Below are 16,340 nucleotides of genomic sequence, written 5' to 3' on the forward strand. Positions count from 1 at the left end.
GTATTCGACTTCCCAGCCGCGGTGCCGGGCGAGTGCCCGTTGTGCCGGGCGATCGCCCGTTCAGATGTCTTGAACCTATGGGCTCAACCTGCGCGTTGCCCCCGGAGCGCCTCGCAACACGCCGCGAGTCGATGAATTCGTATGGGATGAACGGTGCGGCGCACAAAAAAGAACCCGCGGCACCGAAGCGGTGTCGCGGGTTCTTCGAAACAGCGTTATCAGCTGATGGGCGTGATGTTCTCCGCCTGCAGGCCCTTGCGGCCCTGGGTGACGTCGAACTCGACGCGCTGGTTCTCTTCGAGGTTCTTGTAGCCCGAACCGGTGATGCCGGAGTGGTGGGCGAACACGTCTTCTCCACCGTCATCGGGGGAGATGAAGCCGAAGCCCTTTTCGGAGTTGAACCATTTCACGGTGCCTTGAGGCATTGTTTTCTCTTTTCGAGGTAAGCGGCCCCGCTTGTCGGGACCTACCGTCGCGGTGTTCTTTGTTCCGCTCATCAGAAAAAACAAGCCTCTGTTCTCGCCTGGACGAGAGCAGAAGACCCTATTCAAGATTCATGGGTAACACAACAACTACGACCAGCTTAGCCGTGCCGGGCCGGTTCGGCTACAAGAACTGCGGCGAAGCTTTAGAATTCATCATGCTGCCCTCCTCCGGGCGATCCTGCCCGCCCGCCTGAAAGGTCGTCGATCATCAGTCCGCTCAGCATTCCGAGCCCCGACCCGGTCTTCCAGTTCTTCACGATCGGTCCGTTCTTCGGGATCGGTCCGTTCCAGATCCACATCTACGCCCTGATCATCCTGGTCGGCATCGTCATCGCGATGATCATGGTCAACCAGCGACTGACCCGGCGCGGCGGCGAACCGGGCATCGTGATCGACATCGTGCTCTTCGCGGTGCCCCTCGGAATCGTGGGCGCCCGGTTCTACCACGTGTTCACCCACGTGGGCGACTACTTCTACCCTGGCTCGAACTTCTTCAACATCTTTGCGATCTGGGACGGCGGGAACGCCCTGTACGGCTCGCTGATCGGCGGCGCGGTCGGCGCGTGGATCGGCTGCCGCATCGCGGGCATCCGCCTCTGGTCGTTCGCCGACGCGCTCGCGCCGGCGATGCTGGTCGCGCAGGCCATCGGCCGCGTGGGCAACTACTTCAACCACGAGCTGTTCGGGCTGCCGACGACGCTGCCCTGGGGCCTGGAGATCGAGTCGTCGAACCCGAAGTTCCCGGCCGGGCTGGCCGAGGGCACGCTGTTCCACCCGCTGTTCCTCTACGAGATCATCTGGAACCTGGTCGGCGTCGCCCTCCTCCTGCTGCTCGAACGGCGGTTCCGGCTGCGCTGGGGCAAGCTGTTCGCCCTCTACCTCGTCTGGTACGGCCTCGGCCGCTCCTGGCTCGAGGCGATCCGCATCGACCCGACCAGCGACGGCTTCCTCGGCATCCCGGCCAACATCTGGGCGTCGTTCCTCGCGATCGCGCTCGGCATCGTGCTGTTCGTGGTGCAGAGCCGCCGCCACCCGGGCCTGGAGACCTCGGTCTACCGGCCCGGCCGCGGCCCCCGGGTCATCGAGCCCCGCACCAAGAACAAGGGCGGCGCGACGACGACCGATCCGGAGACCGACGAGGTCGACGGGGTCGAGGGTGTCGACGGCGCGGATTCCGCTGCGGGCTCGGGCTCGGCTTCCGACCGGTGGACCGACGAGGAGCTCGCCGCCCCGCGCAAGTAGGCGGCGGCTGGGCCCGATCGTTCGGGGCCGGTCAGCCGGCGAGGGCAGCTGATCAGGTCAGCCGGCGAGGTCAGCTGGCCGGGTCAGCCGGCGAGGCGGGTGGCGGCCGTGCGCACGTGCTGCGGGAGGTCCTCCAGCCGGCGGCGGTCGCGGATCGCGACGAAGCCGACGCAGACGACCCACACCAACCACGGGAAGGTCGCGAGCATCGCGTTGGCGGCTCCCCCGGCGGCGAAGAACGAGTCGGGACTGGTGCCGCCGAACATCGTCGGGATCGCGAGCATGTTGAGCCCGGCGGTCAGATAGGCGACCCAGCCCGTCCACTTAGGCAGCGCGCCCGAGGCGAGCGTGACGTAGCCCGAGGCCGCGGCGACGAGGGCGGTGAGGGTGCAGCCGATGGACCCGAACATGAGAGTGTGCCCCGCGGTCAGCGCCCGCAGCGAGGAGGCATCCGGAGTCAGGTTCATGGTGTCCAGCGCTGTGCCCCCCTCCATCCCGTCGCCGACGAGCGTGACCGCGATGAAGACCAGACCTGACCCGAAGGCGATGTTGGCGACCCATTGCAGGTCGGGCCGCGTGTGCGTGATCAGCTGACGGAATCCACTGAGGAAGACGATCAGCGCCGACATCAGGAAGGTGTCGATCAGGATGGTGAAGAGCGTCTGATTCGCCGTGCGGGCCATGAACGCTTCGAGCGCCGCCTGGTCGTCGAGGGCGGGGCGCGCGCCGACCAGCAGCACCTGCACCAGGAATTCGGATGCGGTCAGCACCGCGACCGCGATGGCGGCGATGCCCGTCCACAGTCGCACGTCGGGATTCAGCCGGCCGTCCTTGACGACGGTGATCATGTTCATCCGGACTCCCCCGATCCGCGCGTCCCGACGGACGCGCACGCGCTCGCTCCGACCCTATCGCCCGCCGCGCGTCGCGCCGGCTCGTAGAGGTTCGCGCCGGTTCACGGAGGTTCCCGGGGTTCGCGCCGGTTCGCGGAGCTGAGTGCGGAGGGTCAAGGGATGGCAGGCGGTCGACTACGACCCGGAACTCGCGTGCCCGCTGACGAGGCCGACGAACAGCGACAACCAGATGATGAAGAACGCGACCTGGGCCACCGTGCCCACGACTCCGACGATCAGGGCCCACCGGGCGAGCCCGCGACCGCCCTCCTGGTTGCCGGCCGTCGACAGCTGGCGCGTCGCCAGCGCTCCGAGGATGACGCCGACCACCGGCACCACGAACGCCGCGATGAATCCGACCAGGGCCAGGGTGTTGGTGCGGACACTGGGCGGAAACGCGTTCGGGCTCGTCATCTGCTCACGTTATCGCGCGCCGTCATCCCCGTCCGCATCCCGCGTCGGATGCTCGCTGCCGGGCAGCGGACGGAGGTCGCGCAACGCGGCGGCCAGTCCCGCGACCTGCTCGTGCGTCGGCGAGGAGAGCCCGCGGGCGGCGGGCGCGAACGGCACCACCGCCCCTGGTGCGCCCTGCGCATCCGCCGCTTCGGCAGCACCGGCGTCGGTAGCGATTTCGGGTCCGACGACCGTGTCGACCACGCCGGGCGCGGCGGTGAGGTGCACCTCCACGACCGGCACCTGGACCCCGTAGGCCACACGCCGCTCGCCCACCTCGATGCCGGTGATCCGCTCCCACGGCACGACGAAGATCCGCCTGGGTGTCCGTCCGCCCCGCCAGAATGCGATCCCGCTCCCCCGCTCGGCGACGAGAACCAAATGCGCGGGCACCCGTCGCCACTCGGCCATCGACGGCGCCACCGCCGCCCGCAGTTCCGGCGTGCGCGTCACCGCGACCACCACCGCCCCAGGGTGCAGCTCCGCCAGCTCCCGCATCCCCCGCCCGACCCCCCTCACGCGTGGGCGCCCCTTCCGCGGTCCGTCCACTTCGTCATTCGGCCGACCAGAGTTCTTCGGCCTCGAGGACGAGGTCGATGATCTGACGGAGGAGACCCCCGACGGTGGTCGACCTCAGAAGGGTGTAGCGGTCGTACTCGCCCAGCGGGGCGACCGACGCCAGTTGCCACGCGGCCTCGACGGGATCGTCCGACAGCTCGAGGTCGGAATCCGGCTCTTGTCCCGGCTCGGGCTCCGCGACGCGGGCGATCACGCGGCGGACGATCGCTTCGGCCTCGGTCAGCAGCGGTGTGAGCGCCTCGGACCACTCCAGCTCCGGCAGCATCGCGAGCTCGGCCCGGGGATAAGGGTCGTCGTCGAGCCAAGCCTCGACCGTGAACCGCTCGGTTCCCAGGCCGACGATGATCAGGTCGTCGGCGCCCGCGGCGGCGCTGACCAGGCGCGCCATCGTCCCGACCGAGGCGCGCTGGTCGCTTCCCCCGGCGTCGCGTCCGCGCTCGATGAGCACGACGCCGAACTCGAAGCCCGGTTCGACCTCGTCAAGCAACCGGCCGACCAGGGTGAGGTACCGCGGCTCGAACACCCGGAGCGGCACGAGCGCGCCGGGGAACAGCACGGATCCGAGCGGGAACATCGGTGTAGCGGCCATACTCCAGTCAAGCACCGCTGACATAGGCTGGACAGGTGCGCCGACCCCGACCGGAGATCCCAGGACCAGGACAGGAGTCCGTCTGGGACTACCCGAGGCCGCCCCGCGTCGAGCGGGTCGCCGCGCCGGTCACGATCCGTCTGGGCGGGCAGCTCATCGTGGAGACCCGCAACGCGGTCCGGGTGCTCGAGACCAGTCATCCGCCGGTCTACTACCTGCCGATCGCCGACTTCGCGGCCGGGGCGCTGGCCGACGCCGACGGGTCGTCGTTCTGCGAGTTCAAGGGTTCGGCACGGTATCTGGATGTGCGGGGCGGCGACGAGGTGCGCTCGGCGGCCGCATGGAACTACCCGCATCCCTCGCCCGGGTTCGAGCTGTTGCGAGACCGCGTCGCCGTCTACGCCCAGCAGATGGACGAGTGCACCGTCGACGGCGAGGTCGTCACGCCGCAGCCCGGAGGTTTCTACGGCGGCTGGATCACCCGTGCCGTCGTCGGCCCCTTCAAGGGCACGCCCGGCTCCCTGGGCTGGTGACCGCCGTCCCGTCGCCGCGCTCCGGGCGCTGACCGCCCGATCAGCGCAGCCGCTCCCTAGTTTTGGAAGCGGAACTCGACGACGTCGCCGTCCTGCATCACGTAGTCCTTGCCCTCGATGCGCGCCTTGCCCTTCGCACGGGCCTCGGCGATCGAACCGGTCTCGACCAGGTCGTCGAACGAGATGATCTCGGCCTTGATGAAGCCCTTCTGGAAGTCGGTGTGGATGACCCCGGCCGCCTGCGGCGCGGTCCAGCCCTTGCCGATCGTCCAGGCACGCGACTCCTTCGGGCCCGCCGTGAGGTAGGTCTGCAGGCCCAGCGTGTCGAAACCGATCCGGGCGAGCTGGTCGAGCCCGCTCTCCTCCTGGCCGGTCGACGCCAGCAGCTCCGCCGCATCCTCCGGGTCGAGGTCGATCAGCTCGGACTCGAGCTTGGCGTCGAGGAAGATCGCCTTCGCGGGCGCGACCAACGCGGCCAGCGCATCCTTGCGGCCAGCGTCGTTAAGGATCTCCTCGTCGACGTTGAAGACGTAGATGAAGGGCTTGGCGGTGAGGAGCCCCAGCTCACGGATCGGCTCGAGGTCGATCGACGAGGTCGACAGCGGCTTCCCGGTGTCGAGGTAGGCCCGCGCCTCCTGGGCGGTCGAGAGCACGATCGGCTCGAGCTTCTTGCCGCGCACCTCTTTCTCGTACCGCGCCTCGGCCTTCTCCAGGGTCTGCAGGTCGGCGAGGATCAGCTCGGTGTTGATCGTCTCCATGTCGCTCGCGGCGTCGACCTTGCCGTCGACGTGCACGACATCCGAATCGGTGAAGCCACGGATCACCTGGGCGATCGCATCGGCCTCACGGATGTTCGCGAGGAACTTGTTGCCCAGGCCCTCGCCCTCGCTCGCACCGCGCACGATCCCGGCGATGTCGACGAACGACACCGGCGCAGGCAGGATCTTCTCACTGCCGAAGATCTCGGCCAGGGCGTTCAGCCGCGCATCCGGCAGGTTCACCACGCCCACGTTCGGCTCGATGGTGGCGAACGGGTAGTTCGCCGCCAGGACCTGGTTCTTGGTGAGGGCGTTGAACAGGGTGGACTTGCCCACATTGGGGAGTCCGACGATCGCGATAGTGAGAGCCACGATCGACCATCCTACCCGGGCTGATCTGCCCCCTAGTTCTGCGGGAACCCGAGGTTGATGCCGCCGTGCGAGGGATCGAGCCAGCGCGAGGTGATCGCCTTCTCCTGCGTGAAGAAGCGGAAGCCCGCGAGCCCATACGCCTTCGAGTCGCCGAAGATCGAGTCTTTGACGCCGCCGAAGGAGTGGTACGCCACCGGCACCGGGATCGGCACGTTGATGCCGATCATGCCGACCTCGACCTCGTTCTGGAACCGGCGCGCCGCCCCTCCGTCGTTGGTGAAGATCGCCGTGCCGTTGCCGTAGGCGCCGTTGTTGATCAGGTCGACGCCCTCCTCGTAGGAGTGCACGCGCACGACCGACAGCACCGGGCCGAAGATCTCGTCGAGGTAGACCTTGCTCGTGATCGGCACCTGGTCGATCAGCGTCGGGCCGAGCCAGAAACCGTCGGCCTCGCCGTCGACCTCGATGCCGCGGCCGTCGACGACCACGGTCGCGCCGTCCTCCCTCGCGACGTCGATATAGGAGGCGACCTTGTCGCGGTGCTGCTCGGTGACCAGCGGGCCCATGTCGCAGGAGCGACGGCCGTCGCCGATCTTCAGCGTCGCCATCCGCTGCTGGATCTTCGCCACCAGCTCGTCGGCGATCGTGTCGACCGCGACCAGCACCGAGATCGCCATGCAGCGCTCGCCCGCCGAGCCGAAGCCCGCGTTGATGGCGGCGTCGGCGGCGAGGTCGAGGTCGGCATCCGGCAGCACCAGCATGTGGTTCTTCGCACCGCCGAGGGCCTGCACCCGCTTGCCGTTCTTCGCGGCGGTCTCGTAGATGTAGTGGGCGATCGGGGTCGAACCGACGAAGGAGATGCTCTTGACGTCGCTGTGGTTCAGCAGACCGTCGACGGCCTCCTTGTCGCCGTGCAGCACGTTGAACACGCCGTCGGGCAGCCCGGCCTCCTTGAAGAGCGCGGCCAGCCAGTTCGCGGCCGAGGGATCCTTCTCGCTCGGTTTCAGCACGACCGTGTTGCCCGCCGCGATCGCGATCGGGAAGAACCACATCGGCACCATGGCCGGGAAGTTGAACGGGCTGATGATGCCCACCACGCCGAGCGGCTGCTTGGTCGAGTAGACGTCGACCCCGGTCGAGACGTTCTCGGAGTACTCGCCCTTGAGCAGGTGCGGGAACCCGGTGGCCAGCTCGACGACCTCGAGGCCGCGGGTGATCTCGCCCGCCGCGTCGGAGAGCACCTTGCCGTGTTCGGAGGTGAGGATCTCGGCCAGCTCGCCCTTCTTGGCGTTCAGCAGCTCGCGGAACGAGAACAGCACCTGCTGGCGCTTGGTGATGCTCGTGTCGCGCCAGGTCGGGAACGCGGCCTTGGCGGCGGCGACGGCGGCGTCGATCTCGGCCTGGTTCGCCAGCGCGACGTTCTTGCTCTGACGCCCGAGGGCAGGGTCGAAGACGGGCGACGTGCGCCCGCTCGTCGAGACGAGCTCTGCCCCGTCGACCCAGTGGTTCACTACCGGAAGTGCCTCTGACATGGTTCCTGACCTCGTTGTTTAGGACTGTTCTTCCGCTCAGCCTAGATGCTCCCACCGACGTCCGCCGAGGCGGGCGCGCCGCCCCCGCTCCCGCCGGTGTCGGAGGCCGATGCCACACTGTCTGCATGGATGCACTCCTCCCCCTCCTCATCGGCCTGCTGATCGGTCTCGCGCTCGGCGTGGCGGGCGGTTGGCTGCTCGCCCGCAGTCGGCGGGCGGATGCGGCGGCTCCTGCCGACCCGGCCCTCCAGACCGCGCTGGAAGAGCGCAGCGCCGACCTCGGCGAGGTGCGGCACCGGGTCGAGGAGCTGATCGAGGAGCGCGCGGCCCTGCAGAGCCGGATCGCGGCCCTGGATGCGACGGCGACCGCCCTGCGTGAGCAGTCGGTGGCGACCGTGGAGGGTCACCGCGACCAGCTCGCCCTGGCCCGCGAGCAGGCCGAGGCGCAGGCGGCGGCGCATCGCGAGCAGCTCGGCTTCGCGCAGGAGCAGGCCCGTGAGCGGCTGGTGCAGCAGGATGCGCAGTACAAGGCGCAGATCGCGGCCCTCGAGGAGCGGCTGACCGACTTCCAGCGTCGGCTCGCGGAGATCCAGGAGGCCGAGGCGGCTCGCGTGGAGGAGGACAGCAAGGTGCTGGTCGCGCTCAGCCCGGTGCAGGAGAGCCTCAAGGCGGTGCAGGCCAAGGTCGTCGAGCTCGAGACCCAGCGCCAGCAGCAGTACGGCGAGCTGAGCCAGCAGCTGAAGTCGGCGACCGAGTCCGAGGAGCGCCTGCGGAGCACGGCCGAGTCGCTCGCCTCGGCCCTGCGGTCCAACAGCACCCGCGGCGTCTGGGGCGAGACCCAGCTCCGCAGCGTGGTCGAGGCGGCCGGCCTGATCGAGCGGGTCGACTTCGACGTGCAGACGAGCATCGTGACCGACTCCGGCGCGGGCCGACCCGACATGGTGGTGCACCTCCCGGGCGGCAAGAACATCGCCGTCGACGCGAAGGTGCCGTTCGACGCCTACCTCGAAGCCTCCTCGATCCCCGCCTCGGCCACCGGCCTCGACGGCGACCGGCGCACCCAGCTGATGAAGAAGCACGTCTCGGCCCTCCGCGCCCACATCACCGCGCTCGGCACGAAGGGGTACTGGAACGGGCTCGAGGCCTCCCCCGAGCTCGTGATCGCGTTCATCCCGAGCGAGTCGCTGGTCTCGAGCGCGCTCGAGGCCGACCCGTCGATCATGGAGTTCGCCTTCGGAAAGCGCGTGGCCCTGGCATCGCCGGTGACCCTGTGGTCGGTGCTCAAGACGGTCGCGTTCAGCTGGCAGCAGGACGTGTTGACCCAGGAGGCCCGCCAGCTCTTCGACCTGAGCCAGCAGCTGTACACCCGCCTGGGCAAGACCGCCTCGCACATCGAGAAGCTCGGCCGCACGATCGATCGCACGGTGAAGGACTACAACTCCTTCATCGGCTCGTTCGAGCGCCAGGTGTTCCCCACCGCCCGCAAGCTCGGCGCGCTCTCGAGCGAGTCACTGTTCCCCGAACTCGCCGCGATCGACGAGACCCCGCGCGAGATCACGAGCCGCGAGCTGCTGGCCGAGCTGGAGGACGGCTCGGGCGACGACTTGGCCGACGAAGGAGCCTCATCGGCTGATGCGATGGGTGATGCAGTCGAGGTCGACGACGTTCCGGACGACGAGCGAGCCGCCGAGGTGGAGCGCACGATCGCCGAGCTCGACGCCCTGGGCCACTCCACCGAACTCCGCGACGCGGCGTTCCTCGACCACGAGAAGGCCCGCGTGATCGAGCTCGACATCGACCTCGAGGGCGACGACTCCGCCTCGGGCACCCGCTAGGGCGCGCGCTCAGGCACGCGAGGCTAGAGCCACTTCTCCATGAGGTGATCGGCCTCGATGCGGCGGATCGTGCCCGAATGCGACCGCAGCACGATCGACTCGGTGCGGATGATCGGCCCCAGGCGCTTCACGCCGGCCACGAGCCCGCCGTCGGTCACGCCGGTCGCGACGAAGAAGGTGTTGTCGCCGCGCACCAGGTCGTCGGCGCCGTAGATCTTGTCGAGGTCGAGCCCGGCGTCGATGCCCTTCTGGCGCTCCTCGTCGTCCTTGGGCGCGAGCCGGGTCTGGATGAAGCCGCCGAGCGCCTTGATAGCGCACGCGGTGGCCACTCCCTCAGGGCTGCCGCCGATCCCGACGCACATGTCGATGCGGGTGCCGTACCGCGCGGCGTTGATGCCACCGGCGACGTCGCCGTCGAGCATCAGCCGGGTGCCGGCGCCGGCGGCCCGGATGTCCTCGATCAGCTGGCGGTGACGCGGCCGGTCGAGCACGGCCACGCGGATGTCGCCGACGTCCTTGCCCTTGGCGGCGGCCAGCGCGCGGATGTTGTCGCCGATCGGCCGGTCGATGTCGATCACGCCGATGCCATCCGCATCCGTCACGATCTTGTTCATGTAGAACACGCTCGACGCGTCGAGCATGGTGCCGCGGTCGGAGGCGGCCAGCATCGAGATCGCGTTCTGACGACCCGCCGCGGTCAGCGAGGTGCCGTCGATCGGGTCGACCGCGATGTCGCAGGAGGGCCCACGGCCGGTGCCGACGTGCTCGCCGTTGTAGAGCATCGGCGCCTCGTCCTTCTCGCCCTCGCCGATGACGATCACGCCGTCGAAGTCGACCGTGCCGAGGAAGGCGCGCATCGCATCCACGGCGGCGCCGTCGGCGGCGTTCTTGTCGCCCTTGCCGATGAAGGGCTGCGCCCGGATCGCGGCGGCCTCGGTCGCCCGCACGAGCTCCATCGCCAGGTTGCGGTCGGGGTTCTCGTAAAGGTGGGCGCGTTCCGCATTCATGACGTTCGTCCTTCCGAGACGGTCTAGGGGCCGTCTCCCAGCCTATCGGGGGGCCACCCGAACGGTCAGCGGCGGTTCATGCGCGCTGGCTAGACTCGGTTCTGAACGGCACAGGCCGGCGCACCGCGGGAGCGCCCACCAAAGGAGATGACATGCCCATTGCAACACCGGACCAGTATGCAGAGATGCTCGACAAGGCCAAGGCCGGCGGATTCGCCTACCCCGCGGTCAACGTGTCGTCGTCGCAGACGCTCAACGCCGTCCTGCAGGGCCTGACCGAGGCCGGTTCGGACGGCATCATCCAGGTCACCACCGGTGGTGCCGACTACTTCGCCGGCCAGACCGTCAAGGCCCGCGCCACCGGCGCGCTCGCCTTCGCCGCCTTCGCGCACGAGGTCGCCAAGAGCTACCCGATCACGGTGGCGCTCCACACGGACCACTGCCCGAAGAACGCGCTCGACGACTTCGTGCTGCCGCTGATCGCCGCCTCCGAGGAGGAGGTCAAGGCCGGTCGCGAGCCGATCTTCCAGTCGCACATGTGGGACGGCTCGGCCGTGCCGCTGGACGAGAACCTCGACATCGCCGTCGACATCCTCAAGCGCATGAAGGCGATCAACTCGATCCTCGAGGTCGAGATCGGCGTCGTCGGCGGCGAGGAGGACGGTGTCGCCCACGAGATCAACGAGCACCTCTACACGACTCTGGATGACGCCACGAAGACGGTCGAGGCCCTCGGTCTCGGCGAGAACGGCCGCTACATGGCCGCGCTGACCTTCGGCAACGTGCACGGCGTGTACAAGCCGGGCAACGTCAAGCTGCGTCCGGAGCTGCTGGGCGAGATCCAGGCGGGCCTGACCGAGAAGTTCGGCCACGGCCCCAAGCCCCTCGACCTGGTCTTCCACGGCGGGTCGGGTTCGACCGACGCCGAGATCTCCGAGGCCGTCGCGAACGGCGTCGTGAAGATGAACATCGACACCGACACCCAGTACGCCTTCACCCGCGACATCGCCGGGTGGATGTTCTCGAACTACGACGGCGTGATGAAGGTCGACGGCGAGGTCGGCAACAAGAAGGTCTACGACCCCCGTGCCTGGGGCAAGAGCGCCGAGACCGCGATGGCCGCCCGCGTCATCGAGGCCACCCAGCAGCTCGGCTCGACCGGCCACTCGGGGAAGTGACGCTCATCCTGAACGCCACCCCGTCCGCGGCCGCGAGCATCCGGAGCCTGTCGTGAGCGACGAACGACCGAAGCCGAAGTACGGCGAGCTGGCGCCCGAAGGCTGGAGCTGGACGCCGCCGAAGGACCCCTCTGCGGAGGAGCCCGAGGCGGGCACCGGTTCGGGCTCGGGCGCCGGCTCGGCCGCTGGTGCTGGTGCTGGTGCTGGTGCTGGTGCGACCAGGGCCGGCCTCGGGGCCGCGGCTCCGGGCCGCGCGGCGTCGGCTCCGGCCTCGCGCCAGCCCACCCCGCCGCCGTACAACCCGGCCGCCGCGGCGATGCCGGAACGCAAGCGCGGTGACATGATCGCCACGTTCCTGCTGCTTGCCGCGGGGGTCATCGCGACCACCAATACGGTGGTCAGCATGCTGCAGCTGCCCGCCGTGATGCAGCAGGTGATGGACATCTACAAGATCGACGGCGCCTACGCCGGCACGTCGACCGCGCAGACGGCCGGGTCGGTCGGGGCGGCGCTGCTGGTGCTGATCTTCGCCCTCACGCTGTACGTCTCGGTGAGGAGGCTGCGCGCCAACAAGCTCACCTTCTTCGTGCCGTTGATCGGCGCGGTGCTGAGCTTCGCGGTGTCGACCACCTGCATCGCGATCGCGTTCTTCGCCGATCCGGCGCTGGTGCAGGGCTTCTCCACCCTCTCGAGCTAGCCCGGGGCCTGGCCACACCCTCGTCGAGAAGTCACTTTCACGTCCAAGACGCCCGTTTTGGACGTAGAGGTGACTTCTCGGCGTCAGGGGGTGGGAGCGGGGAGCGGGTCAGGCGCGGTGGCGGCCGCCGAGGGCCCGGGTGTCCTTCTTGCCCTGGGTGTCGCGACGCAGTTCTTTGGGCAGCGAGAACACGAGGTCCTCCTCCGCGGTCTGCACGGTCTCGATGTCGCCGTAGCCGGCGCCCGCGAGGTCGTCGAGCAGCTCCTGCACGAGCACCTCCGGCACCGAGGCGCCCGAGGTCACTCCGACGGTCTCGACGCCGTCGAGCCACTCCTGCTTGACCTCGTGCGCGTAGTCGACGCGGTACGCCGCCTTCGCCCCGTACTCCAGGGCCACCTCGACGAGGCGGACCGAGTTCGACGAGTTGGCCGAGCCCACCACGATCACCAGGTCGGCGCCCTGCGCGACCTTCTTGATCGCCACCTGACGGTTCTGGGTGGCATAGCAGATGTCGTCCGACGGCGGGTCCTGCAGGTTGGGGAAGCGCTCACGGAGGCGGCGCACCGTCTCCATGGTCTCGTCGACCGAGAGCGTCGTCTGCGAGAGCCAGACCACCTTGTCCGGATCCTTCACCTCGATGTCGGCGACGGCCTCGGGGCTGCCCACGAGCGTGATGTGCTCGGGCGCCTCACCCGCCGTGCCCTCGACCTCTTCGTGACCTTCGTGGCCGATCAGCAGGATCTCGAAGTCGTCCCGGGCGAACCGGACGGCCTCGCGGTGCACCTTGGTGACCAGCGGGCAGGTCGCGTCGATCGCCTGGAGGCCGCGGTCGGCGGCACCCTGGACGACGGCCGGCGAGACGCCGTGGGCTGAGAAGACCACGTGCGAGCCCTCGGGCACCTCGTCGACCTCGTCGACGAAGATGGCGCCGCGCTTCTCCAGCGTGGTGACGACGTGAACGTTGTGCACGATCTGCTTGCGCACGTAGACGGGGGCGCCGAAGTTCTCCAGCGCCTTCTCCACCGCGACGACCGCGCGGTCGACTCCTGCACAGTAGCCGCGGGGGGCGGCCAGCAGCACACGCTTGTGCCCCGCCACCGGGTTATCCTTTAGCCTGTTGCGGACGCCGGGAATCCTCGGCATCGGCAGGCTGATGGTCGTCGCAGTGCTCACTCTTACGATTCTATGTCGACTGAACTGGGCGAAGGCCTGAAGGAGGGTGAACCGTGACCGATGCCCCGGCCTTCGTCTCCGGCCCGCCCACGGTCGAGAACCCCTGGCCCGTCGGCGAGCTGGCCCAGAAGGTGCGCGCCTACATCGCCCGTCTGGGCACCGCGTGGGTCGAGGGCGAGATCACGCAGTGGGGCGTGTCGGGCGGCAACGTCTACGGCAAGCTCAAAGACCTCACCGGCGACGCGACCATCAGCTTCACGATCTGGTCGTCGGTCAAGGCGAAGCTGCCGGCCGACCTGAAGCAGGGCGATCGGGTGATCGCGCTGATCAAGCCCGACTACTGGGTGCGCGGCGGCAGCCTCACCATGCAGGTGTTCGAGATGCGCCACGTCGGGCTCGGCGACCTGCTCGAACGACTCGAACGCCTCCGGGCCCAGCTCGCGGCCGAGGGCCTGTTCGACGCCGGGCGCAAGAAGCCGCTCCCCTTCCTGCCGGGCGGCGTGGGCTTGATCACCGGGAAGGACAGCGACGCCGAGAAGGATGTGCTCCGCAACGCCCAGCTGCGCTGGCCCTCGGTGCGGTTCACGGTGGTGCACGCCGCCGTGCAGGGGGATCGCACGGCTCGTGAGGTCGTGGCGGCCATCCGGCGGCTGGATGAGGATCCCGAGGTCGACGTGATCATCGTCGCCCGGGGCGGCGGCGACTTCCAGAACCTGCTCGGCTTCAGCGACGAGGCCGTCGTGCGCGCCGCCGCCGCCGCCCGCACCCCGATCGTCAGTGCGATCGGTCACGAGGCCGACAGTCCGCTGCTCGACCTCGTCGCCGATCTGCGCGCCTCCACGCCGACGGATGCGGCCAAGCGCGTGGTGCCGGACGTCACGGAGGAGCTGAACCGGGTCGACCAGGCCCGCACGCGCATCCGGAGCCGTGTCTCGGGGCTGGTCTCGGTCGAGGTCGACCGTCTCGGTCAGATCCGCAGCCGCCCGGCCCTGTCGACGCCGTCGTGGATCATCGACAGCCGCTCTGAGGAGCTGACCCGGTTCGTCGCCCGCGGCGAGGAGCTCGTCACCCGCGCGCTCGAACGGGAGACGAACACGCTCCGCGAACTCTCGGGCCACCTCCGCGCCCTCTCGCCGCAGCGCACCCTCGACCGCGGGTACGCGATCGTGCAGGATGCGGTCGGGCGCGGGATCGTGCGCTCCGACTCCGAGGCGCCCGAGGGCACCTCCCTCACCGTGACCCTGGCCGAGGGCAGCATCGGCGCCCTCTCCACAGGCGGCACCGTCTCCACAGGCGCCTCCGCCGCGCCCCGCGATCGCTAGGATTGACCCATGGCCGCAACGCCCTCCACCCCCTCCTCCGACCTCCAGTCACTCAGCTACGAAGAGGCTCGGGACGAGCTGATCCGCGTCGTCGGCGAGCTCGAACAGGGCGCGCCCACCCTCGAGCAGTCGCTGGCGCTCTGGGAGCGCGGCGAAGCCCTCGCCTCCCGCTGCGAGGAGTGGCTGATCGGCGCGCGGGCCCGGCTCGACGCGGCTCGCAGCACGGCGGGCGAGTAGGCATCCGGATGGCGAAGTCAGCAGAGCCCCGGGTCGTCGCAGAGCTCGGTCGCCCCGAGACCCCCGAGGAGACCGCGGCGCGGAAGGCCGAGCAATCGCGGCTGTACCGCGACCGCAAGACCCTCCGCAATCTGCTCTACGCCCTGCTGGTCTCGGTGGCGCTGGTCGCCGCGATCATCTTCCTGGTGCCGCGCAGCCAGGAGTCGCTGCTGCCCGACATCGACTACCGGCAGGTCGCGGCCTCCGCGCAGACCTCGATGCCGGTGCCCCTGGCCGTTCCCGACCTGCCTGAGGGGTGGACCTCGAACGCGGCCGAACTGCGCACCGCCACGACCGACCAGGTCGTCTCCTGGTACATCGGGCTCATCTCGCCCTCGAAGCAGTTCGTCGGCGTCACCCAGGCGATCGACGCGAACCCGACCTGGCTGTCCGACCAGGTGGCGCGGGGTCTCGCCTCGGGCGTGACCACCATCGGTGGGGTGGAGTGGACGATCTATGACAACCGAGACCGGGCTTCCGACGCCGTCGGGAACGCCCGCTACGCTTTGACCGCCGAATCCGGCGCGACCACCTACATCGTCTTCGGGAGCTCGGGCCCTGACGACGTCGACACGGTCGCCGCCGCCATCGCCCAGAACGTCCTCGACCAGCCGGAGGCTGCAGCACCATGACCGATCTCTCCGCCGACCAGACCGACGCGGGCGGCTCCGCCGTTCCGCCGGAGGCCACGACCCCGGCCCGGGTCTGGGCCACCATGCAGCGCGGCAACCAGCGTTTCGTCTCCGGAGAACCGAAGCACCCGCGTCAAGACGTGGAGACTCGCACCGAGCTCGCGCACCTGCAGAAGCCACGGGCCGCCCTCTTCGGCTGCAGCGACTCCCGGCTGGCGGCCGAGATCATCTTCGACCTCGGGCTCGGCGACCTCTTCGTGGTGCGGAACGCGGGGCAGGTCATCTCCGAATCGGTACTCGGCAGCCTCGAGTACGCGGTCGAGGTGCTCGGCGTCTCGCTGATCGTGGTGCTCGGGCACGACGAATGCGGCGCGGTCCGGGCGGCGATCGACTCGCAGCTGCCGGATGCGGCACCGCTCCCCCGGCACATTCAAAGCCTCGTCGACCAGATCGTGCCCGCCATCGCCAAGGTGCCGGCCGAGCGTGCCGAGGACGGCTCGTTGCTGTCGGCACCGGATGCCGGCGACGTCGGCCGGGCTCACCTCCGCGACACGGTCGGCGAGCTGCTGATGGAGTCCGAGATCATCACCCAGGCCGTGGCCGACGGGCGGTTGGCGGTCGTCGGAGCCAACTACCGTCTCGCCGAGGGCCGGGCCGTGGCCGACGTCGCGATCGGCGAGATCGGCGACGTCGCGGAGCTCGACGAGGTCGGCGAGATCGAGGTCGAGATCGCGACTCCCGCCGAGACCCAGGCGGCCGACGGGCGCTGACCCGGCCGGATACG

18 protein-coding genes are annotated in these 16,340 nt (G+C 69.3%); 9 read left to right on the top strand and 9 right to left on the bottom strand.

What is annotated here, in order from left to right; all coding sequences use genetic code 11:
* Nucleotides 1–218 precede the first annotated feature (218 nt).
* The gene (locus tag AC59HU_RS08870; RefSeq protein ID WP_066040411.1) at nt 219–425 is read right to left on the bottom strand and encodes a cold-shock protein; all 207 of its coding nucleotides are present in this window, start codon (nt 423–425) and stop codon (nt 219–221) included.
* Nucleotides 426–689: 264 nt separating this feature from the next.
* Here AC59HU_RS08870 and lgt point away from each other — a divergent pair, with 264 nt between their 5' ends.
* Entirely contained in the window at nt 690–1,727 is a 1,038-nt protein-coding gene (gene lgt, locus AC59HU_RS08875; RefSeq protein ID WP_497223493.1) for a prolipoprotein diacylglyceryl transferase, read from the top strand.
* A gap of 83 nt (nt 1,728–1,810) precedes the next feature.
* Here the strand turns inward: lgt and AC59HU_RS08880 are convergent, their stop codons facing one another.
* The 4 genes from AC59HU_RS08880 to AC59HU_RS08895 all read right to left on the bottom strand — a co-directional run bounded on the left by AC59HU_RS08880 (nt 1,811) and on the right by AC59HU_RS08895 (nt 4,241).
* Entirely contained in the window at nt 1,811–2,581 is a 771-nt protein-coding gene (locus tag AC59HU_RS08880; protein ID WP_497223020.1) for a hypothetical protein, read from the bottom strand.
* 174 nt (nt 2,582–2,755) lie between these two features.
* On the bottom strand, nt 2,756–3,034 hold the full coding sequence (locus AC59HU_RS08885) for a DUF4190 domain-containing protein (protein ID WP_497223021.1): 279 nt from the start codon (nt 3,032–3,034) through the stop codon (nt 2,756–2,758).
* A 9-nt stretch (nt 3,035–3,043) separates the two neighbouring features.
* Nucleotides 3,044–3,538 carry a hypothetical protein gene (locus AC59HU_RS08890; protein WP_497223022.1) on the bottom strand — a complete coding sequence of 165 codons (495 nt, stop codon included), beginning with the start codon at nt 3,536–3,538 and terminating at the stop codon, nt 3,044–3,046.
* 88 nt (nt 3,539–3,626) lie between these two features.
* The gene (locus tag AC59HU_RS08895) at nt 3,627–4,241 is read right to left on the bottom strand and encodes an LON peptidase substrate-binding domain-containing protein (RefSeq protein ID WP_497223023.1); all 615 of its coding nucleotides are present in this window, start codon (nt 4,239–4,241) and stop codon (nt 3,627–3,629) included.
* Nucleotides 4,242–4,276: 35 nt separating this feature from the next.
* On the opposite strand from AC59HU_RS08895, the gene AC59HU_RS08900 reads away from it, so the two are divergent.
* On the top strand, nt 4,277–4,774 hold the full coding sequence (locus AC59HU_RS08900) for a DUF427 domain-containing protein (protein WP_497223024.1): 498 nt from the start codon (nt 4,277–4,279) through the stop codon (nt 4,772–4,774).
* Between the two features lie 56 nt (nt 4,775–4,830).
* Here AC59HU_RS08900 and ychF read toward each other — a convergent pair whose 3' ends face one another.
* Nucleotides 4,831–5,904, bottom strand: a complete 1,074-nt coding sequence (ychF, locus tag AC59HU_RS08905; RefSeq protein WP_497223025.1) for a redox-regulated ATPase YchF — start codon at nt 5,902–5,904, stop codon at nt 4,831–4,833.
* A 32-nt stretch (nt 5,905–5,936) separates the two neighbouring features.
* Nucleotides 5,937–7,436 carry a CoA-acylating methylmalonate-semialdehyde dehydrogenase gene (locus AC59HU_RS08910; protein WP_497223026.1) on the bottom strand — a complete coding sequence of 500 codons (1,500 nt, stop codon included), beginning with the start codon at nt 7,434–7,436 and terminating at the stop codon, nt 5,937–5,939.
* Between the two features lie 125 nt (nt 7,437–7,561).
* On the opposite strand from AC59HU_RS08910, the gene AC59HU_RS08915 reads away from it, so the two are divergent.
* A complete protein-coding gene (locus AC59HU_RS08915; RefSeq protein ID WP_497223027.1) occupies nt 7,562–9,271 on the top strand; it encodes a DNA recombination protein RmuC in 1,710 nt (569 codons plus the stop codon).
* Between the two features lie 23 nt (nt 9,272–9,294).
* Here the strand turns inward: AC59HU_RS08915 and glpX are convergent, their stop codons facing one another.
* Nucleotides 9,295–10,278 (bottom strand): class II fructose-bisphosphatase, encoded by a 984-nt coding sequence (gene glpX, locus AC59HU_RS08920; RefSeq protein WP_497223028.1) that lies wholly within the window; start codon nt 10,276–10,278, stop codon nt 9,295–9,297.
* 152 nt (nt 10,279–10,430) lie between these two features.
* Between glpX and fbaA the strand changes: the two genes are divergently transcribed.
* Both fbaA and AC59HU_RS08930 read left to right on the top strand, forming a co-directional pair.
* Nucleotides 10,431–11,456, top strand: a complete 1,026-nt coding sequence (gene fbaA, locus AC59HU_RS08925) for a class II fructose-bisphosphate aldolase (protein WP_497223029.1) — start codon at nt 10,431–10,433, stop codon at nt 11,454–11,456.
* Nucleotides 11,457–11,508: 52 nt separating this feature from the next.
* Nucleotides 11,509–12,153, top strand: coding sequence for a DUF6264 family protein (locus AC59HU_RS08930; RefSeq protein ID WP_497223030.1), 645 nt, complete (start codon nt 11,509–11,511; stop codon nt 12,151–12,153).
* Nucleotides 12,154–12,261: 108 nt separating this feature from the next.
* Here the strand turns inward: AC59HU_RS08930 and AC59HU_RS08935 are convergent, their stop codons facing one another.
* Complete coding sequence (locus AC59HU_RS08935; protein WP_497223494.1) at nt 12,262–13,296, bottom strand: 4-hydroxy-3-methylbut-2-enyl diphosphate reductase; 1,035 nt, start codon at nt 13,294–13,296, stop codon at nt 12,262–12,264.
* Between the two features lie 83 nt (nt 13,297–13,379).
* On the opposite strand from AC59HU_RS08935, the gene xseA reads away from it, so the two are divergent.
* Genes xseA through AC59HU_RS08955 form a run of 4 tightly spaced genes read left to right on the top strand, consistent with a single transcriptional unit; the run spans nt 13,380 to nt 16,326 of the window.
* Nucleotides 13,380–14,648 (top strand): exodeoxyribonuclease VII large subunit, encoded by a 1,269-nt coding sequence (gene xseA / locus AC59HU_RS08940; RefSeq protein WP_497223031.1) that lies wholly within the window; start codon nt 13,380–13,382, stop codon nt 14,646–14,648.
* Between the two features lie 9 nt (nt 14,649–14,657).
* Nucleotides 14,658–14,885 (top strand): exodeoxyribonuclease VII small subunit, encoded by a 228-nt coding sequence (locus tag AC59HU_RS08945; RefSeq protein ID WP_066040432.1) that lies wholly within the window; start codon nt 14,658–14,660, stop codon nt 14,883–14,885.
* Nucleotides 14,886–14,893: 8 nt separating this feature from the next.
* The gene (locus AC59HU_RS08950) at nt 14,894–15,556 is read left to right on the top strand and encodes a DUF4245 domain-containing protein (protein WP_497223032.1); all 663 of its coding nucleotides are present in this window, start codon (nt 14,894–14,896) and stop codon (nt 15,554–15,556) included.
* The gene (locus tag AC59HU_RS08955) at nt 15,553–16,326 is read left to right on the top strand and encodes a carbonic anhydrase (RefSeq protein WP_497223033.1); all 774 of its coding nucleotides are present in this window, start codon (nt 15,553–15,555) and stop codon (nt 16,324–16,326) included. The genes AC59HU_RS08950 and AC59HU_RS08955 overlap by 4 nt, the downstream gene beginning before the upstream one ends.
* Nucleotides 16,327–16,340: the final 14 nt, after the last annotated feature.

Source organism: Herbiconiux sp. 320_LB (assembly GCF_059691755.1).

Coding starts and splice junctions, on each gene's coding strand:
- AC59HU_RS08910 (WP_497223026.1), bottom strand. CDS start 7,436: ATGTCAGAGGCACTTCCGGTAGTGAACCACTGGGTCGACGGGGCAGAG.
- AC59HU_RS08870 (WP_066040411.1), bottom strand. CDS start 425: ATGCCTCAAGGCACCGTGAAATGGTTCAACTCCGAAAAGGGCTTCGGC.
- AC59HU_RS08950 (WP_497223032.1), top strand. CDS start 14,894: ATGGCGAAGTCAGCAGAGCCCCGGGTCGTCGCAGAGCTCGGTCGCCCC.
- AC59HU_RS08885 (WP_497223021.1), bottom strand. CDS start 3,034: ATGACGAGCCCGAACGCGTTTCCGCCCAGTGTCCGCACCAACACCCTG.
- AC59HU_RS08915 (WP_497223027.1), top strand. CDS start 7,562: ATGGATGCACTCCTCCCCCTCCTCATCGGCCTGCTGATCGGTCTCGCG.
- fbaA (WP_497223029.1), top strand. CDS start 10,431: ATGCCCATTGCAACACCGGACCAGTATGCAGAGATGCTCGACAAGGCC.
- AC59HU_RS08880 (WP_497223020.1), bottom strand. CDS start 2,581: ATGAACATGATCACCGTCGTCAAGGACGGCCGGCTGAATCCCGACGTG.
- AC59HU_RS08945 (WP_066040432.1), top strand. CDS start 14,658: ATGGCCGCAACGCCCTCCACCCCCTCCTCCGACCTCCAGTCACTCAGC.
- glpX (WP_497223028.1), bottom strand. CDS start 10,278: ATGAATGCGGAACGCGCCCACCTTTACGAGAACCCCGACCGCAACCTG.
- AC59HU_RS08955 (WP_497223033.1), top strand. CDS start 15,553: ATGACCGATCTCTCCGCCGACCAGACCGACGCGGGCGGCTCCGCCGTT.
- AC59HU_RS08895 (WP_497223023.1), bottom strand. CDS start 4,241: ATGGCCGCTACACCGATGTTCCCGCTCGGATCCGTGCTGTTCCCCGGC.
- AC59HU_RS08935 (WP_497223494.1), bottom strand. CDS start 13,296: ATGCCGAGGATTCCCGGCGTCCGCAACAGGCTAAAGGATAACCCGGTG.